The sequence below is a fragment of the Candidatus Poriferisodalis multihospitum genome (assembly GCF_028283155.1).
In the GTDB taxonomy this organism is placed as follows: domain Bacteria; phylum Actinomycetota; class Acidimicrobiia; order Acidimicrobiales; family Poriferisodalaceae; genus Poriferisodalis; species Poriferisodalis multihospitum.
Genome location: NZ_JAPYOK010000083.1, coordinates 1 through 20,937, shown reverse-complemented (window position 1 = coordinate 20,937; position 20,937 = coordinate 1). Strand labels below are relative to the sequence as shown.

Sequence of the window (20,937 nt, the reverse complement as noted above, 5' to 3'; positions counted from 1 at the left end):
GGCAGAGCCGATGGGCAGTGTGACGGTGGCCCGGCCGCCGTGGCAGCGCCAGGTGGCGGCAGTGCTCGGCTGGGCACTTGCCGCCGCTGCTCCGCTCGTGTTCCTGGCGGTGTTCTTCGCCTACCCGGTGCTCACCGTGGTGGCAGACGGGCTCAACAGCCTCGGCGACCTCCTGGGGCGCTCGTCGATTCGCGGGGTGATGTGGTTCACGGTCTGGCAGGCCGTCGCGTCGACGGCGCTCACCCTTGCCGTCGGCATTCCGGCGGCGGCAGCGCTGGCCCGCCTGCGACCGAGGACGCGGCGGATCGTTCGCGCCGTCATCACCGTTCCGTTCGTGCTGCCGACGGTGGTCGTGGCTGGTGCCTTCGAAGCAGTCTTCGATCGCTTCGGTCTCGACGGCGGCACCTTGTCGCTGCACCACACCGTGTGGGCGATCCTGCTGGCGCACGTTTTCTTCAACTACGCCGTGGTGGTGCGGACGGTGGGCTCGTGGTGGGCCGGCCTGGACGGTCGTAACGCAGATGCGGCGGCGGTGCTCGGCGCGACGCCGGTGCGCGCGTTCCGCTATGTGACCTGGCCGCTCTTGCGGCCTGCGGTCGCGGCCTCAGCGGCTGTCACGTTCCTGTTCTCGTTCACGTCGTTCGGGGTGATCCTGATTCTCGGCGGCCCGACACGCGCCACGGTCGAGACTGAGATCTACCGGTACGCCATCACGCGGCTCGACTTCTCGACGGCCGCCGCGCTGGCGCTCTGCCAGCTCGTTGCCGTTGCGGCTCTGGTCGCACTGGCAGGTGTGGCCGAGCGGCGCCGAGCGGTGGCTCGGCGGGCGCCCGGACGTACGGCACCCCGTCCGCGGCGCGGCGTGATCGCTGTCAATGCCGCAGTGGCCGTGATGCTGCTGGGCGTGCCGATCATCACGCTGGTGGAGCGGTCATTCGCGACCGGCGGCGGGTATGGAGTGACCAACTTCTCCGCGCTGGCCGATCGCGTGCAGATGTTGCCGACAACCGCGCTCGCAGCGCTGCGCCACTCTCTGGGATTCGCCGTGCTGGCGACATTGATTGCCACCGGCATCGGCGCATTGGCGTCGTTCGTGGTGGTGGGGGGCCGGGCACACGCCGCAACGGCAGTCCGCGTGAGCTGGCTCCGGCGACTCTTCGATGTCGGGTTGACCTTGCCGCTCGGCGTGTCCGCCGTGACCGTGGGGCTCGGGATGCTGTTGGCGCTCGACACGCCTCCGCTCGAATTCCGTACGGCGTGGTGGATCATTCCAGTCGCGCACGCCCTGGTCGGGATGCCGTTCGTCGTCCGAACGCTGGTGCCGACGCTGCGCTCGATCGACGACCGGCTGCGGGAAGCGGCATCGGTGCTAGGTGCCTCGCCGTTGCGCACCCGCCGCGAGGTCGACGTTCCGATCGCCTCACGGGCTGTTGCGGTGGGTGCGGCATTCGCCTTCGCCGTATCACTCGGCGAGTTCGGTGCGACGGCGTTCCTGCCTCGGCGGCCCGACACGCTGACCGCGCCGCTCGCGCTATTCCGGTTGCTTGGCACGCCCGGAGAGACATTGCAGGGTCAAGCCATGGCGCTCGCCGTCGTACTCATGGCTGCGACGGCTGCGTCGGTGCTGGTGATCGAAGGCCTGCGCCGCACCGACGAGTCGCTGTTCTAGGCGTCCTTGGCGGGGCTAGGAGGCCTTCCAGAGGCGGTGCCCTTCGATCCACAACAGCACGGGCATCGTGGTGTCGATGATGTGCCAAATGGTGCCATTGCCCCCGTGCGCCCATGTCGCCGAGAACCAGTTAGGCACGAAGGCGATGGTCATGACGACCGTGGCCACGAACATGGCTCGGGCGTTGCGATCGTGCGGATTCGCTGCGCGTCGCTGCCATGTCGTGAGCAGCGCCGCCACCAGTGCCGCCGCCATGAACCAGTTCAAGACGAGCCATACATCGAGGTTTGCCGGATCGTCGGGACTCTCGCCGGGTCCGTAGAAGGGGTAGACGAAGAAGTTGACCACCACCGCGGCGGCAACCAGCTTGAGATAGATCGCTACGGGCTTGGCCAGAGTCATGCAACGAGCCTCCCTTGGCTCTCGACGGGCAGCGACGGCAAGGTCGCCGATGACCTTGCGACCAGAATAGGAAGCCATCCGCGCCGGACATCGGATTGTTCACCGTTCCATGAACGTGCTCGCATTACTGCCTGAGCTGCCTGAGCGCAGGATGATCGGCGAAGTGGTCGAGCACGGCGGGGTCGTCGATGGCCTCGACGTTGGCCACCGGTCGGCCCTCCACGACGTCTCGAATCGCCAGCTCCACCAGCTTGCCGGAACGGGTACGCGGGATTGCCGGCACTTGGGCGATCACTGCGGGCACATGCCGGGGCGATGCTCCCGAACGAATCTGTAAGCGGATCCTGGCGATCAGCTCGTCATCGAGCTTCAGGCCCTCGCGCAGCTTCACGAACAGCACGACCCGCGTGTCGCTGCTGGCTGCGGCTCCGCCGCCGGCAGGCACTCGCTGGCCGATGACTACGCTCTCGAGCACCTCGTCGATCTGGTCGACCTGGCGGTAGATCTCCGCAGTGCCGATGCGCACCCCGCCGGGATTCAGCGTGGCGTCGGATCGGCCGCTGATGATCATGCCGCCGGCGGACGTCCATTCAGCGAAGTCGCCGTGGTGCCACACGCCTTCAAATCGTTCGAAGTACGCAGACCGGTAGCGCGCGTCGTCAGGGTCGTCCCAGAAGCACAGCGGCATGGACACGAACGCGTTGCGGCACACCAGCTCGCCCTGCGTGCCGGCACCGAGCGGCGCGCCGTCGGCATCGGCCACGTCGACATCGAGGCCGAGTGCCGCCGCCTGGATCTCGCCACGCCGCACCGGGCCTGTCGGGTCGCCGATCACGAAACCACCGCAGATGTCGGTGCCCCCCGAGAACGAAGCCAGATGCACCTCGGCCTTCACCTGCTCGTACACCCAGTCGAAGCCCTCGGGCGCCAGGGGAGAACCCGTCGAGGAAATGGTGCGCACGGTGTCGAGCGCATGGGTCTGCGCGGGCCGCAGCCCGGCCTTCATCGCGCCTTCGATGAACTTGGCGCTGACGCCGAACAGCGTGACGCCCCACTCGTCGGCCACGTCGAAGAGCCGCGCCGGACCGGGATGGAACGGCGACCCGTCGTACAGCACCAGCGATGCGCCGCTGGCCAGCCCGGCGATGAGCCAGTTCCACATCATCCAGCCGGTGGTGGTGAAGTACATGACTCGATCACCGGGGCGGACGTCGAAGTGCAGCTGCTGCTCGCACCAGAGTTTCAGCAGTGCGCCGCCGGCACGATGCACGATGCACTTCGGCTTCCCAGTGGTGCCCGACGAGTAGAGGATGTACACCGGCTGGTCGAAACCGAGCCGTTCGAAGGTCAGGTCGTCGCCGCTGGCGACGCGATGAAGCGCCAGCCAGTCGGCCCACGATGTCGCCGACCCCGACACATCGCCCGCAGGTGCGCGTGCGCTGCGGTCGTACGGCGCGATGACGAGCCGCCGCAGCGAGCCCGACCCACCGGAGGCACTGAGGCTGGCGGCCACCTCGGCTGCCTTGTCGGCCGTGTGATGGCGGACGCCGTTGTAGTAGTAGCCGTCGACGGCGACCATGACGGTCGGGGAGATCTGGCCGAAGCGGTCGAGCACGCCGTCGATGCCGAAATCGGGGCTGACCGACGAGTACACGGCGCCCAGCGACGCCGTGGCCAGGAACACGATGAGCGCTTCGGGGCCGTTGGGGAGCATGGTGGCGACCCGGTCGCCAGCGCCGACTCCATCGGCTGCCAGTGCTCGCTGGCACGCCGCCACCTCGGCGCGCAGCTCGCCATGCGTCATGGTCAGCTGAGCTGCGTCCTCGCCGATGAACGCCAGGGCCACGTCGTCGGGCTGCGGCCCGCCCGCAGTGACGGACCGCAGGTAGTGCTCGGCGATGTTCAGGCTGGAGCCGGCAAAGAACTCCAGACCAGGGCCTGGCGTAGCGCCGGCGCCTGCCGCCGGGCCAGCACCAGCGCGCGATCCTGCGGAGACGAAGTCCGGGCCGAGCTCGCCGATGCCGTCGCAGAACTCCCACACGGCGCGCCAGAACGCTCCTGGATGCTGCACGGACCACGCGTGCAGATCCGCATAGGCGTTGCGGTCGAGCCCGATTCCCACCTGTTCGGCGAACTGCCAGAGTTGCGTCGAGCGCCGCCGCCGGTCATCGGGCCGCCACAGCACGGCATTGGCGTCGCTCGTGCTGCGGGATTCCAGCGCGCTGGCCATCGAGCGCAAGATAGTCAGCCGCGGTCGCGCGTTCGTCCCCGACGGAGGAGGCGGTAACCACGGAATCGCTCTGAGCCGTGCGGGTAGTGTCCCCACCCATGGACGGCATCTGCGACGACCTTCAGGCAGAGAACGACGCGCTCGGCGACGTGGTCGGTGACCTCAGCGAGGAGCAGTGGCGCCTGCCCACACCTGCTGAGGGCTGGGACAGCCGCGAGACGATGGTGCATCTGGGCATGACCGACTGGGTGGCAACGGTGGCCGTGGTCGATCCTGAGCACTTCGACGACTTCAAGGCAGCTGCGGCGCGTGGCGAAATGGATCTGCACACCGCAGCCGGGTTCGACTTCGCCTCCATGTCCGGAGCGGAGATCTGGGACTGGCTGTGCGCTGAACGATCCAAGATGCTGGATGCCGTGCGCCCGCTCGATCCCAAGGACCGGATTCCCTGGTTCGGACCGTCCATGGGGGCCCTGTCGTTCGTGACCGCCCGGCTCATGGAGACGTGGTCGCACGGGCATGACGTGGCCGACACCCACGGCCGGGAGTTGCCACGCACCGATCGGCTCCGCCATGTTGCCCACATCGGGGTGAGCACGCGCGGCTGGAGCTACGCGAATCGGGGCCTCGAGGTGCCCGACGGACCAGTACGTGTCGAGCTGGATGCCCCGAGCGGAGACGTATGGACGTGGGGTCCGGAGGATGCGGCCGACAGGGTCAGCGGCGACGCCTACGAGTTCTGCCTAGCGGTCACTCAGCGGCGACACCACACCGAAACCGTGTTGTCGGTCACCGGCCCGCTGGCGACAGGTTGGATGGACATCGCCCAGGCATTCGCCGGACCGCCGACCGACGCCGAGAGCCGCCGCGCCGCCTGAGCGCGATGCGGATCGGCGCGCGGGCGAAGGCAGTGCTGAGGCGCGCACAGGGGGCGCGGTGCTGATTGTCGGTCTGACTGGCGGTATCGGGGCGGGCAAGTCGTCGGTCGCGCGGCTGCTGGCCGGTCACGGAGCGGCGGTGGTGGATGTCGATGCCTTGGGCCGCGAGATCATCGCTCCCGGCGGTTCGGCGGTACCGGCTGTGCTCGAGCGATTCGGCAGCGATCTGGCAGGTCCCGATGGCGGCATCGACCGTCCCGCGCTCGCATCGATCGTGTTCAACGATCCTGACGAGCTCGCAGCTCTCAACGAGATCAGCCACCCGGCGATCAACGAACTCCTCGACGAACGGATCGAATCCATCGGGGCGGCTGGCACAACCGACGTCGTTGTGCTCGACATGGCCGTGCTCACCGAGAGCACGCTGGGCCGCAATACCCGCTTCCCCTACGAGATCGTGGTCACTGTCGAGGCGCCGCCCGACATACGGCTGGAGCGGCTCATCGAGCGCGGCATGACCTCCGACGATGCCAAGGCGCGACTGGCGTCCCAGGCAACGGATGAGCAGCGGCGCGAGGTATCCAACTTCGTCATCGGAAACGGCGGCGGGAGCGACGAGTTGGCCGATGCCACGACGAAGCTGTGGGACGCCCTGCGCCGACTGGCGGAAGAGCGCGCCGCATGAGCCCCGCCGCGTCCTCGCCGGCCGACGGGCCGGTGCGGCCGCCCGCTCGGTACCCGCCGCAGAACCACATCCTCCGGCACCTGCGCCTCAGCCATCAGATGAGGGGTGACGGCACGCTGACGGCAACCATGCCGGTCCTCGACGATCTTGCCGACGGTCCTCTGGCCGAGGGGGGCTGGCTGCGGCTCGGCGCCGTAGCCACGCTGGTGGATTCGGTGGCGGGACATCACGCGGTGCTGCAGGTGACGCCCGACTGGTCAGCCACGCTGCACCTATCGACGGTGCTTGCTGCCCGGGCTGAGGGCGAGGTGGTGACCGCTCGGTGCTCGCCGCTGCGAGTCGGACGGAACCAAGTCGTCACTGAAACCTCGGTGACCGACGAATCTGGCACCGAGATTGCGCGCTCGACGTGTACCTACGCCCGCCTGCCCCGGCGCGACGACACGCCGGTCGTGGATTCCACGGCGCGCGAGAACACGGTGGACTACCGGGAGGATCACGAGCTGAACCCAAGGCCCGCCCTCGATGACTACTTGCGGATCACCCCGGTGCCCGGCGAGCCGCGCATCGAACTGCCTATGCACAACCGCATCCGCAACTCGTTCGGCTCACTGCAAGGGGGTGCGTCGATCGTGGTGGCCGAGGTCATGGCGAACCACCTTGCCCGCATGGCGGCTGGCGGCGAGCGCACATCACGCTGTGTGTTCGCCGACGTGCATTACTTGGCGCCGGGCCGCGGCGGACCGTTTCGCGTCGACGGCGAAACGCTCGCACGCACCGATCACCTAGTGACGACCCGCACCCGGATCTTCGAAACCGCTGGCGACGCCGACCGGCTGCTGCAGACTGCCACTGCAACGGCTGCCTACCTCGACTGAGCGAGCGGGGCCGAAATAGGCATGCCGCGTGTCACACCGGCCCTCTACCGTGCAGGGCATGACCACACCGCCGCGCAAGGCTCCGGCCAGGCCTCGGGCCGGCCTGCCGCGGCTGGCAGCGTTCGATGTGGACGGCACGCTGATCAACCGCCAAGGCGTGCTCACCGAGCGGACTGCTTCGGCGCTGCGTGCGCTTGCCGAGGCGGGCGTCATCACCGCCTTGGCCACCGGCCGCCCGTGGCCGCAGGCCCAGTCGGTCGTGCGCCAGGCGTCGGGCGTGTCGTACGCGGTGTGTCTCAATGGGGCGGTGGTGATGGATGCCGTCGCGGGCGAGCAGATCGCCGATCGCGCGATGACGCACATCGAGGCCATGGAGGCGGCGGAGATTGCCCGCAAGCTGGTGCCCGACGTACGGCTCGGGCTCGACATGGCCGATGGCCGGCACGTGTGGGAGCACGACTTCGCCCCTGTCATGCCCGTCGACCTGCTTGCAGACATCAGCGTTGACCGCGTCGACGATGCTCTCAGCGCCGTGGATGGGCCTGTCCTGACGTGGCTGGTGCATGCGCCGAGTGTCGACACGCTGGCGATCATCGACGAGCTGTCGCCGGACATGCCGCTCGGCACCGAGATTCGCCCGTCTGGCTTGGATATGGCAGAGATCGCGGCGGCTGGGGTGAGCAAATCGGCAGGGCTGGAGATCATCTGCCAGCGCTACGGCTTCGACGCCGCAGACGTGCTGGCATTCGGCGACGGGCTGAACGACATCGACATGCTGCGCTGGGCCGGCCAGGCGGTTGCGATGTCCAATGCTCCCGACTCGGTCCGCGATGCGGCCGACCGGGTCGCACCGAGCAACGAGGATGATGGCATTGCCGTCGTCGTCGAGGCGATGCTTGCCGGGGAAGGCGGGCTGCCGGCTGGGCGCGGCGGTGCGTTCGCCGCTGCGCCGCCCGGCGGGAGGTCCGATGGCTGAGGAGGAGCGCCGTTCGGTATGGGATCGAATGCGGCGCGGTATGGCCGACCACAATGCCAAGGCCCCGCGCACGCCCCTGGGAATGCCCGAGGTTGTCGATGACGACGACGCAACCGACGCTGGGACCGACGCGCCGGAAGGGGCGACCGCCGAACTCGTGCTGGAGCGCATCCATCACTACCGGGACACCATCCGCAGCTATCAAGTTCTCATTGAGAACCAGCGAGTCGGGCAGATCCGCGACGACCAGACCGAGCACTTCGTACTGCGTCCGGGCAGCTACACGCTGCGTTTGCAACTGCTGTGGATCTTCAGCCCCAGAGTGGTCGTGGAGCTGCCCGCCGACACTGAAACGCGCCTGATCTGTGGCCCCAACGGAGGGATCCTGCAAGCGTGGCGACTGTTCTTCGCCCCGACGACGGCGATCTTCCTCCGCTTTGCGGAGGAAACGTGATGCAGGCTCCGCTTTGCGACCGAAGCCTGAGCATCGGGCGGGGGTAGGGTTCGCCGCCATGAGCGAGCGGCGGGCATCTGCGAGCCCAACGTCGGGCGACGAGCTCAGATCCGAGCTCGATGCCTGGCTCGCGGACAACTGGGATCCCGAAGCCAGCGTGCAGGAATGGTGGCAGCGGCTCGCTGCCGCCAAGCTGTCGAACCCGACGCTGCCCGAGCCGCACGGCCGGGGCTGGGGTCGCAGCGAGACACGGATGCTGGTCGAAGCGATGCGTGCCGCTGGTGCCATCGGAGCACCGGCGGGGCTGGGCATGTTGCTGGCGGCGCCCACCGTCCTCGAGCACGGCACACCCGAACAGATCGAGCGCTTCGTGCCGGCCATTCTGAATGGCACCGAATCGTGGTGCCAGCTCTTCTCGGAGCCCGGAGCGGGTAGCGACCTCGCCGGTCTGCAGACCAAGGCCATCCGCGACGGCGACGAGTGGATCGTCACCGGGCAGAAAGTGTGGACCTCCGAAGGTGCCCATGCCGACTTGGGCATGCTCGTGGCGCGCACCGACCCCGAAGCTCCCAAGCACCGGGGCCTCACATGGTTCGCCTTCGAGATGGATCAGGACGGCGTGGAGGTTCGGCCGCTGCGCGAGATGACCGGCCGGTCGCTGTTCAACGAGGTGTTCATCGACGGGGCTCGGGTGCCCCACGCGAATGTCATCGGCGAGCTGAACGACGGCTGGCGCGTGACCAACACCACGCTCATGGTTGAGCGAGCGGGCATCGGCGGCAGCCACGGGCTCGCGTTCGCAGCGGCCCATCCTGGCTCCGTTGCCGGCCACCTCGACCGGCCAGCCGGCACGTTCCGCGGCAAGCGACTCCCGCTGGCGGCTGGGGGAGTGGGCCCTGGCACGTTCAACCAGCTCAGCGAGGAGGCTCGCACCCGCGGCCGTGGCGGTGACCCGGTGGTCCGCCAAGAACTCGCAGCGCTGCACACCGATCTCGAAGTGATGCGGTTGTCGGCAATGCGCAGTCGACAGAAGTCCCAGCGCACCGGCGGCGAGGGCAACTTGGCGAAGCTGCGCATGACAGCGGCCCTGCGCCGCGCCCGGTCGCTCGCGAGCACCATCCTCGGCGCGGACATGACCCTGTGGGGCGACGAAGCCGCGACCAGCGGCGTGATGCAGGAGATGACGGTCTTCTCGCCGGCGCCGTCGATCTATGGCGGCACCGACGAGATCCAGCGGAACATCCTCGGCGAGCGGGTGCTGGGCCTGCCCAGAGAGCCCGGCCCCGATCCGGCTACGCCATTCCGGGAACTTGCCCAGAACGCCACGTCTTGGTAGCGCGCTGTACCTTGCTCGGGGCCATCGGGAAACGCAGGCCCAGCGGGCGGCACAGAATGTGAAGCGGTGAGCATGACCGAACCGCCCCAAGGTCCGGAATCGCCGCAGGGCCTCGAGATCCTGCCGGAGGGCGGCGCCGATTTCGCCAGTGTGCAGGAGACGGTGGTGGAGCGACGGCCGTCTTCGGCGCCGCGCTTGGCCGTGTTCGCAAGCCTCGCCGCGGCCTTGGCCGTGGCTGCGCTGGTCGTGGCGTGGGTACGCAGCGACGGCGAGCCCGATGCCGCACTGACGCCTGCGACCACCACGACCGAAACCCCCGCGACGACGACCACGACGGCACCGGCGCAGCCCCCGCGCACGACGCTGCCACCGCCGACTGCGCTCGACGCAGCCGTCGGCGAGCTGCCGCCCGCACGTCCCGCCGCCGAGATGATCGCCACGCTCGCCGGTGACCCGACGGGCGACATCCGCGGCTTCCTGTACCAGCTCGATCTGCTGACCGGAGAGGCCCGGTTCGTGCCGCTGCCGGGCCTGCCGCACACGCTCGTCGATCTCGACGGGGCGATCGTGGTGGGCATCAAGCGCGACGTGTTGCGGGTGGACATCGACAGCGGGGACACCGTTGTCATCGCCGAAGACGTGTCCGAGGTGCTGCCCGCCTACAGCCCGCCGGGGATCGTGGGGGTGGTGCGTGGCACTGAGCATCTGTTCGCTCGTGTGGTCGGCCCCGACGGCGTGTTCCGCTCCGCGGTGCAGATGCCCAACGAGGCGATCGTGCACGGAGCGCTGGGCGATCACGTCGTCGTGTCCATGGCGGGCAGCGTCATGGCACTCGACGGGCGAAACGCAGCGCTGCAGCTCGGCACCGGCCGCGTGCTCGCGGTGGGCGACGGTCATGTCGCACGGCTGCAGTGCGAGGAGTACGGCTGCCAGATCACCGACATCTCATTCAGCGCCACTGTGGGCCCAGATCGCCGCGACGACTGGTGCGAGGAGATCTGCGCAGAGGCGTCGGGCCGCTTCGGCGAGCGCGACGACCAAGCCGAGCTGGCGCAGGACTGCTCGACGTTCTGCGAGGGCTACCCGATTTCCACCGGGGTGATCTCAGAGCGGCGAGTGGAGCTGCCCGCAGAGCTGCAGGCGGCGTCGCCGGACAGATGGAGCGAGCAAGGGTTGATGTCGCCGGACGGCAATCGCATCGCGCTGCGGCTCCTGCATGGCAACGGCACGCCAGCGGGTGTGGTGGTGGTGGACTTGGCCGAGGATTGGGGTCGCCACTCGCCCGAGATCGGCATCGACCTCGGAGACATGGCGTGGGCACCCGACAGCCGGTACCTGCTGTACACGCTCGACAATGACGTCATGGTCTGGGATGTCGAAGCTGCCGAAGGGGAGCTGCCGTCTGGCCGGGCTCACGTGGGCGAACCGCTGGGGCAGCTCATTCTGCGGCGAGTTGGTCCGCGGTGACGATCACGAACAGGCCGGTGGCCTCTATGAGCGGTGGAGCGTCGGCTGCTGCGCTGGCGGCGCGCACGGCGAGCTCCACGTGTGACTTGCGCCCCTCACGCCGGATCTCGCGCCCGGAGAAGTTCACCGGCTCGTCGATTGGGACGCCGCCCCGGTAGTCGATCTCCAGACGCGCCGTGTAGGCGGCAACGCCCAGGCACACCATCAGGTAGCCCAGAACATCGTCGACCACGGCACACACCGAGCCGCCGTGCGCACGACCCGGAGCACTCTCAAAAGCAGCACCGAAAGTGACCTGCGCCCTCACGCCGTCGCCGTCACGGCGCATGTCGACTTCCATCGCGGTTGGATTTGCGGGTCCGCTGAAGGCTCGGTCGCTGAATGCCATGACTTCGGCACCGTCAGGCGGTCTCGGATCCTCATAGCGACGGGCGAAGTAGTCCGCCGGCCGCGGCACAGGTGCTGAGCCGGCTTCGAGCCGCCCAGCGGTCGCCTCGGCCCACGCAGCGATCTCCGCCAGCGTTTCTGGGTCGGTGCGATGACGCACGAAGGCGTGTGCCAGCCGTCGCAGTGCTCCCGCCGCAGCGCTGCGATCGGCGAGCTGGGCGTCTGGATAGATGAGGTGCAGGTCGTCGCCTGCGCCGCCATCGGCGTCGCCGCGCGGCGGCGGGTCGTCCACGGGCTGTCAGCTGCCGAGCCGGTCAGGCTCGCCGTAGGGGTAATCGACCAATTCGCTGGACGGGTGCCCCGCGTCGAACGTCCAGTACTGGCGGATCTCGGCGATCAGCCGCTCGCCGGAATCGTCGCGCGGGCCGAAGTCGTAGTGTTCGCTGCCCCGTACGGCGAATGGCACATCGCCGTCGGCACCCGCTGCGCTCGTGCCGGACATCTTCCATTCGATCGCCGCGGTGTCGCCGTCGGTCACCAGCCGCTCGCAGTGCCACGATGCGCCTTGCCACTTGGAGGCGATGCGCGACCAGAAGCGCCCGATGGTCGCCGCACCTCGCACCGGTGCATGGTTCGTGTCATAGACCACGGCGTCATCGGTGAAGTGTCCTGCCACTGCCGCCGCGTCGCCGCTGGTGCAGGCATCGAAGTAGCCCGTGATCCGCGCCTCGATGTCCGCGGCCGCTTCCGCAGTGTCATCGGTGATGCCCATGCCAGCCTGCTCGCTCATGCCGCCAGTCTCGCAGGCGGCACGCAAACGATTCGAGGCAGCGCGCACGGAGTGCTCGGGCGCTAGTGCACCGCCCACGACAGCCAGCGGCCATCGCGCCGCTCCAACCGCAGCTTGTGGGAGAAGCACTCCGACAGCGACTCGGCGGTGAGCACGTTGCCCAGAGGGCCGCACGCCAGCGGCAGACCGTCGCGCAGCAGCAGCCCATGGGTGAACGACGGCGGGATCTCGTCGGTGTGGTGGGTCACCAGCACCGTTGCTGGCGTTTGGGCGTCCGCGGCCAGCGATTCCAGGCTGGCCACAAGTTGCTCCCGGCCTGCGAGATCCAAACCGGCGGTCGGCTCGTCCAGCAGCAGCAACTCCGGCCGGCCCATGAGCGTGCGGGCCAGCTGCACGCGCTGCTGTTCGCCCGACGACAGCGTGGCGAACGCCCGGTCAGCCAGTGGACCGGCCCCCACGCGTTCCAGGCATGCCCGCGCGCTCGATCGGTCGGCATCGGTGTAGGTGTGCCACCAGGTCTCCAACGCGGCGTAGCGCGCTGTCATCACGATGTCGAGGGCGCTGATGTTGGGCCGGAACTGGTCGCGCAGCGACGAGCTCGCCAGCCCGATGCGCTGCCGGTGCACGCGCACATCGACGGCACCCCATCGCTCGCCCAGCACCTCGACTGTGCCGGTAGTGGGGAAGCGGTACAGCGACAGGATCTTGATAAGGCTGGTCTTGCCCGATCCGTTCGGGCCGAGCACGATCCACCGCTCGTGCGGAGCGATCTGCCAGTCGAGCGGTCCCAGCACGGTGGTGCCGTCATAGACGACCGACACATTCCGCAGGGAGGCGGTCACATCCCGCAGGGAGACTGTCGGCTGGGCTGGCGGCTGATCTGCGCGTTGGGGTTGGGCGTCACTCACGAGTGCTCACGTCTCGTCGCGGCGGCCTTCGCCCGCGTGTGCCATCCACGTCGCATACATCCCGGCATACTGCCCGCCCAGCGCCACCAGCTCGTCGTGGGTGCCCAGCTCCACCACGCCGCCCCCGTCGATCACGGCGATGCGGTCGGCCCGCATCGCCGTCGCCAATCGGTGCGCAATGAGCACTGCCGTGCGGCCTTCCAGCAGCAAGTCCAGCGCGCCCTCGATTTCGGCCTCCGTGCTGAGATCGACGCTGGACGTGGCCTCGTCGAGCACGATCACCCGCGGCTGCGCCACGAACGCCCGGGCCAGCGCCAAGAGCTGCCGCTCGCCGGCCGACAGCGACACGCCCCGCTCGTGCACCTGGGTGTCTGCGCCTTTGGGCAGGCTGTCGATCAATTGGCGCAGTCCGACCAGGTCGAGCGCCGCGTCGATGTCGGCGTCGAGCTGTGTGTCGCTGTCGCTCCTCCCAAGCCCGGCGCGGTCGCGCAGGCCGAACGCCACGTTGTCCCGGATGGTGCCGTGGAACAAGAACGGCTCTTGTGGCACAACCCCCAGCTGGTTGCGCAGCGACGACAGCGTCAGGTCGCGCAGATCCCACCCGTCGATGGTGATGCGCCCGTCGGTCGGGTCGTAGAACCGGATGATCAGCTTCGCGATCGTGCTCTTGCCGGCGCCCGTCGGCCCGACCAGAGCGAACGTCTCACCCGGGCGGATCTCCAGGCTGACATCGCTCAGCACCTCGGGAGGGTCGTCGTCGAGCGGCTCGCTGCCTTCGGCAATGCCGCCATCTGAGATGTTGCCGTCAGCGAAGCCGCTTCCGCTGCTATGAGCAGACTCCGTGCCGTTTCCAAGCGCAGGCATCGCCACCGGATCGAACGATGCGCCGAGTTGACCAGCGCGCATCTTCGTGCCGACAACGGTGCCATTGGCGCCGCCGTTCCCACTCGTCCCGTCGCCGTTGCCCTCACCTGCCGCCGCCTCGTCGTCGTAGGCGAACGACACGTTCTCGAGCCGGATGTGACCGGTGACCGGTGGAAGCTCAGCAGCGTCTGGACGCTGGCGCACGGTCGGCTGCGTCGCGAGGACTTGGCTGATCTTGCGGAGACCGGACTGGCCCTGCTGGTAGGTGCTGTAGAGCTGAGCGAGCTGCTGGATTGGGGCGAAGAGCGTCGTGACATACAGCACGAACGCGCCCAGCTCCCCGATGGTGAGGCTGCCGTCCAGCACCATCGCCCCGCCGATCGCCAGCACCAGCCCCTGGGCAGCAATGCCGATTGCCTCGGTGCTGGGTCCATAGATCGCTTGAACCCTGGACATCGACAGGTTGGCGTCGCGGAAACGAGCGGTCACCTTCCGGTGCCGCACTGCGTTCTCCAGGCGACGTCCTGTGGCTGCGATCACACGGATCCCCGCCAGATTCTCCGACAGGTCGGCCAGCACGTCGGCGATGCGGTCGCGGATCTCGGCGTAGCCCTTCTCGCTGCGCGCCCGGAACCACAGCGTCAGCGCCACCAGCGGCGGGATGATGCCCCCGAGCAGGATCACTGCCAAGAACGGGCTGTAGTTGAACAGCACCGCGGTCACGACGCCCACCGTGAGCACCTGGATCAGCAGGTTCACGATGCCCTCGTTGATGAGCAGCGCCACGTACTCCATGTCGGAGGTCATCCGGCTCAGCAGCACCCCGGACTTGGACGTCGTGTACCAGTCCAGCGAGAGCCGCTGGTAGTGGCTGAACAGTCGCAACCGCAAGTCGAACATGACCTGTTCGGCAATGCGCCCGTTCAGGCGTTGACGCAGCCGGCTGAGCAGGATGCTGACCGCGACAACGCCGACAAAGACCAGCACGACCATGTTGAGCGCGAAGCGGTCGCCCGCGCTGATGCCGCGATCGATGCCCTGCTGGAAGAGCACCGGAACCGTCTGCATCGCCGCGGTCTCCCCGCAGAGCAGCAGCAGTGCTCCCGAGACGCCCCAGCTGTGCGGGATCAGCATGTCCCGGAGGCCGAACGTACGCGCCGGCTCCTGACCGGCGCGCTCCGACACGTGGTCGAAGTCGACCTCCGGCTCGGGGTGATCGGGCTCGAGCTCGAGCAGCCTGTCGGCGCCTTGCTGCATCTCGGTTGGGACACCGGCGAAGGGCAGCCCCGCCGCTGCGCTCGCCTGCGTCGCAGTGGGCCCCATGTGGCCCGGGCCGCCGACCATCACCATGATGCGCCGCTTCGGTGAGTGCCGTCGCCGGCGACGGCACTGGGGTCGAGCCTGTTTGTGTCGCCTGCCGCTGCCAGCACCTCGACATAGCGGGGTTCGGTGGCCAGCAGCTCTGCGTGGGTCCCGTCGGCCGCCACCCGCCCGCCGTCCAGCAGGATCACCCGGTCGGCCAGGCTGATCGTGGACAGCCGGTGGGCGATGACGATGGTCGTTCGCTCGGCGAGCAGCGCGACGAGCGCGTCGTGGATCTTCGCCTCGTGCGCCACGTCGATGGAACTTGTGGCGTCGTCGAGGATCAGCACGGCGGGATCGGCGAGGATCGCCCGCGCAATGGCGATGCGCTGCCGCTGGCCGCCAGAGAGGTCGTACCCGCGCTCGCCGACCACCGTGTCGTACCCCTCTTCGAGTTCGCTGATGAACTCGTGGGCCTGCGCAGCGGTGGCGGCAGCAACCACGTCGGACCGGGCGGCATCGGGTCGTGCGTAGGCGATGTTGTCGTGGATGGTGGCCGAGAACAGGAACGGCTCGTCGGGAACGAGGCCGACAGCCCGGCGCAGGCTGTCGCCGGTGAGGCCGTTCACCTCGTGACCGTCGACGGAGATCGTGCCCGAACCGAGGCTGTAGAAGCGCATCAGCAGCCGGGCGAGCGTCGACTTGCCGCAGCCGGTCCGCCCGACGATCGCAACCCGCTCGCCGGCGCCGATGCGCAGATCCAGACCGTCGAACACCAGCGGTGCGTCGTGCTCGGTGCTCGCGGTTCCCGCTACGCCCCCGATGGTCTCGGTGCCATAGGCGAAGCGGACATCTTCGAACTCCACTGCCATGCCAGCGGGTCCACCCGTCGGGCCGCTGCGCCGAGGCAGATCGACGGCGCCGGGACGATCTGCCACCAGCACCGGCTCATCGAGCACCTGGAAGACGCGTTCTGCAGACGCCTTGGCCCGCTGGCCGAAGATGAACAGCATCCCGATGAACCGGAACGGCGCCTGCAAGAGCAGGATGTACAGGTAGAAGGTGGCCAGATTGCCCACGGAGAGCGAGCCGCCGATGATGAAGTGCCCGCCGACCAGCAGCACCATCGCCATGGCCAGGCGCGGGAGATTCTCGATGACCGGCGTGTAGTGCGCCCTGGTGTTGTGCTGCAGCATGTTGGCCCAACGCAACCGCTGGGCTGCCTGGGCCATCTCGGTGACCTGCCGGGCTTCGGCGGCGAAGGCCTTGACGACCCGTACACCGTTCACACTCTCGTGCGTCACGGTGGCGACCTCAGCGTTGCGCGACTGAATGATCCACGACAGCGGGAACATGATGTGCCGCAGCCGCTGGCCCAGCACGTAGACGGCGGGCATGATCAGCATCGTGATGGCGGTCAGCGGCAGGCTGATCCATGCCATGACCGCGATGGCCACCACGAAGTTCAGCAACTGGCTCGACACGATCGGAGCGAAGGCCAGGTACATCTGCACCGAGCGGATGTCGGAGTTGGAGCGGGAGATGATCTCGCCGGTGTGCACCCGGTCGTAGAAAGCGAACGACAGCCGGCTGAGGTGGGCAAACAGCAGCGTGCGCAGCTGGAACTCGACCCGATGGCCCATGGAGAAGAGCCCGTAGCGGTAGGTGTAGGTGGAGATGCCGCGGGCGAGGCCGAGTCCTACCAAGACGATGACCAGCGTCCAGAGCGAGCCCGATCTGGTGCCATCGGGGCGGGGCACTGCCGCATCGACGGCCAAGCCGGCGATCCATGGCGCAATGGCCCCCGCGCCCGTCGCCAAGATGGCGGCGATCACCGCGGTGACGATGCGCGCCCGCTGTTGCCGCAGCAAAGGCCCGAGCCGTCGGATCCAGCTCAGCGACGGGTCGGCGCGAATCCAGTCGGCGTCGGGATCGGGCTGCGCGGCGGACTCCTCGGGCGCAGTGGGTGGGGCCACCCGCATCCCGGCGAGGCTACCGGCGCCCCTGTTCGGCAGGCCGGTGCTTCCCGGTACCGTGGACGCGGCCACTGGGGCGCTCGGGGGTGCACGGCACCGGCATGACGCTGGGACTCATCGCAGGACTTGGGATTGTCGTCGCGCTCATCGTCTTGAATGGCGTGTACGTGGCAGGCGAGTTCTGCTTGCTCGCCGTGGACACCTCGCAGGTCGACGTTCTGGCCAGCCAAGGTCAGCTGCGAGCCCGCGGCGTACGGTCGCTGCTGCGGCGGCTCAACTTCCATCTAGCCGGTGCCCAGCTCGGCATCACGCTCACGTCGCTGGTGCTCGGCATCATCGCTGAAGACACCGTCGGCCGGCTGATCGAGTGGGCGCTGGGCGGTTGGGGTTCCTCGCTGGCATCGGCCGGGGTCGTTGCCGTGGTAGCGATCGCGCTCGCCGCAGCTTTCCAGATGGTGTTCGGTGAGCTGCTCCCGAAGAACCTGGCCGTTTCGCGGCCGCTGGGAACCTCGCTCGCGCTGGCACCGCTGCTGCGCCTCTACGGCACCATCGCTGCGCCCCTCACGCTGCTGTTCAACGGCATCGCCAATGCCACAGTGCGCGGGCTCGGTCTCGAGCCGACCGAGGAGCTCCGCATCGTGCGCACCCGCGACGAGCTGGAATATGTGGTGCGCTCGTCGCGCCGCAGGACGCTCAGCGACGCCCAAGCCGATCTGTTGGTGCGGACGCTGCGACTGGGTCGCAAGGACGCTGCCGACGCGCTGACGCCGCGCACCTCGATCTCAGCCGTGAGCGCGGCAGCGACGCTCGGGGAACTGGTGGAGCTGGCGCGCACCAGCGGACATTCACGGTTCCCGGTTCTCGGTGCAAGCTCTGACGACGTGCTCGGCATCGCTGAAGTCCGCGATGTGTTCAGCATCGATGCCGCCGAGCGTGATGGCACGCTCGTGGAGTCGATCATGCGGCCCGTCGTAGCGGTGGCCGAGAGCCGGAAACTCGATGGCGTTCTCGCGGACATGGCGGCGTCGGATTGCCGGCTGTGCGTGGTGGTGGACGAGCACGGCGGCACCGCTGGGGTTCTGACCCGCGAGGACATTGCCGAGGAACTCGTGGGCGACATCGCCGACGAGTTCGACGAGCCCGCTGTGCTGACCTTCCGCCGGCCGGGCCAACCGGTGACGCTTGCCGGCACGGCCACGCTCGACGAGGTGGAGGAGGCCGCAGGCCTGACGGTGCCACCAGGGCCCTACGAGACGCTGGCGGGCTTCGTGCTGGAACGCTTGGGCGAGATCGCTTCCGAGGGAGCAGTCGCCACGTGGAACCGCTGGCGTCTCGAGGTCACGCAGACCGATGGGCTCCGTGTAGCCGAAGTACGCATCAGGCCTCCCGAGATGGCCGAAGACGGAGTTGATGCGGAGGGCGACGCATCATGACTGCGTTGGCGAATGCCGTCGGGCTAGGTGGCTTCGGCGTCTGCGGGGCCGCTGTGGCGGGCAACGCATCATGACCACGCTGGCCATTGCGGTGGGGCTGGTGCTCATCGTGTTCAACGGCGCCTTCGTCGCCATCGAGTTCGGCCTCATCGGCGCGAAGCGTGCCGTGGTGGATGGCGCCGCGGCGACGGGCAAGCGATCTGCCCTCGCAGCGCAGCGCATGCAATCCGATGTGCTGACCACGCTCGGGGGAGCGCAGTTGGGCATAACCCTGTGCTCGCTGGCGGTGGGCCGCCTGACCGAGCCGGCCATCGCCCGACTCATCGAGCAGGCCGTGCACGGGATCGTCGAGATCCCCGACGCCGTGCTGCACACCATCGGCTTCGGCATCGGGCTGGGCATCGTGACCGTGCTGCACATGGTGTTCGGCGAGATGGTGCCCAAGAACCTGGCGCTCATCGGACCCGAGCGCACCCTGCTGGTGCTGGCCCGGCCCATGGCCGCATACCTGTACGTCGCCCGACCCATCGCCCGGGCGCTGCAGTGGGTAGCGAATGGCATGACCCGCATGCTGCGTGTCGAGCCGACCTCGGAACTGGCTGATGTGGCGACCCCAGCCGAGCTGACGCTCATGGCGCGCGACTCGCTGGCTGAGGGCCACATCGCACCCACCGACGTGGCCCTGCTCGAACGGGCGATGCGCTTCGAGGCCACCACCCTCAGCGAGGTCATGGCACCAGCGGGGGAAGTCGCGGCCGTGCGGCTCGCCGATGGGATCGCCACAGTCGAGCAGCAGTTCGCTCGGACGGGCCACTCGCGGCTGGTCGTGGTGGGCAGTGGCACCGACGATGTGCGGGGAATGCTGCACAGCAACGATCTGGCAGCGTTCGCCGAGCGTGGCGCCGCAGATCTGGCCGAGGCGGACCGAATGGTCGCCGCGACCCAGCGCGTTGGCCGAGGCCTCGTGCGCCGGATGCTGCAGTTCGGCCCCGACGTGGCACTGGACGAGGCGCTGCGCCGCATGCAGCGTGCTCGCATTCACCTCGCCGTCGTAGCTGATGCACAAGGTCGCACGCTCGGGGTCGTTGCGCTGGATGATTTGCTGCGCAGCCTGATCGGCGATCCCGACGCCAGCGTTGACAGAACATCCGCCGCGGCGGCCGGGCTTGGGAGTGGCACACTCCCTTCTGACTAGGCCCTGCTGGTTAGGCCTCGCCGCTCGTTGCGAGGCCCGGTACGGCCGAGGGCTCCACATCATGACTTGGATCGACAAAGCGCTCGACGGCTGCTCCCCGCAGGTCGTGATCAACGATTCCAAGACCCCCAGCGGCCGTGCGCACGTCGGTTCACTGCGCGGTGTGCTGATCCACGACGCATTGGCCCGGGTGGCCCGCGAGCGCGGCCTGGATGCGACGTTCATGTACGGCTGCGACGACATGGACGCAGTTGACGAGATCCCGTACGGAACTGGTGAGCACTTCGTGGAGCACCTCGGCAAGCCGCTGTGGGCGGCCCCGGCGCCCGAGGGTCTTCGTGGCGATTCGATGGCTGAGGCCTACTTCGGCGAGTTCACCGGCAAGTGGTTCGATGCTGCCGACTCGCCGGCCGATGACACCCCCGGCCCGTTCGACAAGCTCGGCGTGAACGCCGGTTTCTACCGCATGAGCGGCATCTACCGGTCTGGCCGGCTCGACGGCATCATCGATGTGTTCCTGCGAGCCGCGGCAGACGTGAAGCAGATCTACCTCAGGCTCAGCGGAGCCGAGCGTTCCGACGACTGGTTGCCGTTCCAGCCCATCTGCGAGCAGTGCGGCCGTATCGGCACCACGTATGCGACCGACTACGACGGCGAAACCGTGGCGTATGAGTGCCGGGCCGACCTGGTGACCTGGGCGACCGGATGCGGGCACCGCGGCCGCATCAGCCCGTTCGGCGGCAACGGCAAGCTGCCGTGGAAGCTGGAGTGGGCCGCCAAGTGGCAGCTCTTCGGCGTCTCGATCGAGGGCGCCGGCAAGGACCACATGGCTGCCAGCGGGTCGCACGAGGTGTCGTCCGCGCTCGCCCGCCAGGTGCTCCAGTGCCCGGTGCCGGTGGCCGTGCCGTATGAGTTCTTCACGCTCGGCGGGGCAAAGATGAGCTCGTCTCGAGGCATCGGCATGACTTCGTCGGAATTAGTCGAGCTGCTGCCGCCCGAATTGCTGCGCTATGTCGTACTGCGAACCCAGCCGCGCCGCGCCATCGACTTCGCTCTTGACGTGCCCGGCCTCACCAAGGCGTTCGTCGAGTACGAGCGCCTCTGGCG

At 68.4% G+C, this 20,937-nt stretch carries 18 protein-coding genes; 11 read left to right on the top strand and 7 right to left on the bottom strand.

Annotation, left to right across the window (positions count from 1 at the left end; all coding sequences use genetic code 11):
- The first annotated feature begins 10 nt into the window (after window positions 1-10).
- Window positions 11-1,669: an iron ABC transporter permease gene (locus tag VI480_RS08040; RefSeq protein ID WP_323672312.1), complete on the top strand. Its 1,659-nt coding sequence runs from the start codon at window positions 11-13 to the stop codon at window positions 1,667-1,669.
- A gap of 15 nt (window positions 1,670-1,684) precedes the next feature.
- Here VI480_RS08040 and VI480_RS08035 read toward each other — a convergent pair whose 3' ends face one another.
- A complete protein-coding gene (locus VI480_RS08035) occupies window positions 1,685-2,071 on the bottom strand; it encodes a hypothetical protein (RefSeq protein WP_323672311.1) in 387 nt (128 codons plus the stop codon).
- 124 nt (window positions 2,072-2,195) lie between these two features.
- Window positions 2,196-4,301, bottom strand: coding sequence for an acetoacetate--CoA ligase (locus VI480_RS08030; RefSeq protein ID WP_323672310.1), 2,106 nt, complete (start codon window positions 4,299-4,301; stop codon window positions 2,196-2,198).
- A 98-nt stretch (window positions 4,302-4,399) separates the two neighbouring features.
- Between VI480_RS08030 and VI480_RS08025 the strand changes: the two genes are divergently transcribed.
- The 7 genes from VI480_RS08025 to VI480_RS07995 all read left to right on the top strand — a co-directional run bounded on the left by VI480_RS08025 (window position 4,400) and on the right by VI480_RS07995 (window position 10,975).
- The gene (locus VI480_RS08025; RefSeq protein ID WP_323672309.1) at window positions 4,400-5,179 is read left to right on the top strand and encodes a TIGR03084 family metal-binding protein; all 780 of its coding nucleotides are present in this window, start codon (window positions 4,400-4,402) and stop codon (window positions 5,177-5,179) included.
- 58 nt (window positions 5,180-5,237) lie between these two features.
- The gene (gene coaE, locus VI480_RS08020) at window positions 5,238-5,864 is read left to right on the top strand and encodes a dephospho-CoA kinase (protein WP_323672308.1); all 627 of its coding nucleotides are present in this window, start codon (window positions 5,238-5,240) and stop codon (window positions 5,862-5,864) included.
- Window positions 5,861-6,742, top strand: coding sequence for a PaaI family thioesterase (locus VI480_RS08015; protein ID WP_323672307.1), 882 nt, complete (start codon window positions 5,861-5,863; stop codon window positions 6,740-6,742). The genes coaE and VI480_RS08015 overlap by 4 nt, the downstream gene beginning before the upstream one ends.
- Before the next feature lie 58 nt (window positions 6,743-6,800).
- Window positions 6,801-7,718 (top strand): Cof-type HAD-IIB family hydrolase, encoded by a 918-nt coding sequence (locus VI480_RS08010; RefSeq protein WP_323672306.1) that lies wholly within the window; start codon window positions 6,801-6,803, stop codon window positions 7,716-7,718.
- Complete coding sequence (locus tag VI480_RS08005) at window positions 7,711-8,172, top strand: hypothetical protein (RefSeq protein ID WP_323672305.1); 462 nt, start codon at window positions 7,711-7,713, stop codon at window positions 8,170-8,172. The genes VI480_RS08010 and VI480_RS08005 overlap by 8 nt, the downstream gene beginning before the upstream one ends.
- A 58-nt stretch (window positions 8,173-8,230) precedes the next feature.
- Window positions 8,231-9,508 (top strand): acyl-CoA dehydrogenase family protein, encoded by a 1,278-nt coding sequence (locus VI480_RS08000; RefSeq protein WP_323672304.1) that lies wholly within the window; start codon window positions 8,231-8,233, stop codon window positions 9,506-9,508.
- A gap of 66 nt (window positions 9,509-9,574) precedes the next feature.
- Window positions 9,575-10,975, top strand: coding sequence for a hypothetical protein (locus tag VI480_RS07995; RefSeq protein WP_323672303.1), 1,401 nt, complete (start codon window positions 9,575-9,577; stop codon window positions 10,973-10,975).
- On the opposite strand, the gene VI480_RS07990 is transcribed toward VI480_RS07995, so the two are convergent.
- From VI480_RS07990 to VI480_RS07970, 5 genes are all read right to left on the bottom strand, one after another.
- A complete protein-coding gene (locus VI480_RS07990; protein WP_323672302.1) occupies window positions 10,947-11,654 on the bottom strand; it encodes a hotdog domain-containing protein in 708 nt (235 codons plus the stop codon). The genes VI480_RS07995 and VI480_RS07990 overlap by 29 nt on opposite strands.
- 6 nt (window positions 11,655-11,660) lie before the next feature.
- The gene (locus VI480_RS07985) at window positions 11,661-12,152 is read right to left on the bottom strand and encodes a nuclear transport factor 2 family protein (RefSeq protein ID WP_323672301.1); all 492 of its coding nucleotides are present in this window, start codon (window positions 12,150-12,152) and stop codon (window positions 11,661-11,663) included.
- A gap of 62 nt (window positions 12,153-12,214) precedes the next feature.
- Window positions 12,215-13,060, bottom strand: coding sequence for an ABC transporter ATP-binding protein (locus VI480_RS07980; protein ID WP_323672300.1), 846 nt, complete (start codon window positions 13,058-13,060; stop codon window positions 12,215-12,217).
- 6 nt (window positions 13,061-13,066) lie between these two features.
- Entirely contained in the window at window positions 13,067-15,274 is a 2,208-nt protein-coding gene (locus tag VI480_RS07975; RefSeq protein ID WP_323672299.1) for an ABC transporter ATP-binding protein, read from the bottom strand.
- Entirely contained in the window at window positions 15,268-17,208 is a 1,941-nt protein-coding gene (locus VI480_RS07970) for an ABC transporter ATP-binding protein (protein WP_323672298.1), read from the bottom strand. The genes VI480_RS07975 and VI480_RS07970 overlap by 7 nt, the downstream gene beginning before the upstream one ends.
- 95 nt (window positions 17,209-17,303) lie before the next feature.
- On the opposite strand from VI480_RS07970, the gene VI480_RS07965 reads away from it, so the two are divergent.
- The 3 genes from VI480_RS07965 to lysS all read left to right on the top strand — a co-directional run.
- On the top strand, window positions 17,304-18,635 hold the full coding sequence (locus VI480_RS07965; protein WP_323672297.1) for a hemolysin family protein: 1,332 nt from the start codon (window positions 17,304-17,306) through the stop codon (window positions 18,633-18,635).
- 70 nt (window positions 18,636-18,705) lie between these two features.
- Window positions 18,706-19,830 carry a hemolysin family protein gene (locus VI480_RS07960; RefSeq protein WP_323672296.1) on the top strand — a complete coding sequence of 375 codons (1,125 nt, stop codon included), beginning with the start codon at window positions 18,706-18,708 and terminating at the stop codon, window positions 19,828-19,830.
- A gap of 61 nt (window positions 19,831-19,891) precedes the next feature.
- The coding region (gene lysS, locus VI480_RS07955) for a lysine--tRNA ligase (protein WP_323672295.1) at window positions 19,892-20,937 on the top strand (1,046 nt) is incomplete at its 3' end.